The sequence below is a fragment of the Paraburkholderia sp. BR10937 genome (assembly GCF_040965695.1).
GTDB lineage: Bacteria > Pseudomonadota > Gammaproteobacteria > Burkholderiales > Burkholderiaceae > Paraburkholderia.
Window position 1 is genome coordinate 1 of the sequence record NZ_JBFRCL010000260.1, and the last position, 242, is coordinate 242.

The 242-nt window shown below is 53.3% G+C and carries 1 rRNA gene; it reads left to right on the plus strand.

Annotated features, from left to right (window positions below):
• Positions 1–234 (plus strand): 23S ribosomal RNA (locus AB4Y44_RS42890); the annotation flags it as partial.
• Positions 235–242: the final 8 nt, after the last annotated feature.

Here is a 242-nt window from a genome sequence, read left to right on the forward strand (position 1 = left end):
GTGGACGAACCTCTGGTGTACCGGTTGTGACGCCAGTCGCATCGCCGGGTAGCTATGTTCGGAAGAGATAACCGCTGAAAGCATCTAAGCGGGAAACTCGCCTCAAGATGAGACGTCCCCGGGGACTAGATCCCCTTGAAGGGTCGTTCGAGACCAGGACGTTGATAGGTCAGGTGTGGAAGCGCAGTAATGCGTTAAGCTAACTGATACTAATTGCCCGTAAGGCTTGATCCTATAACAGG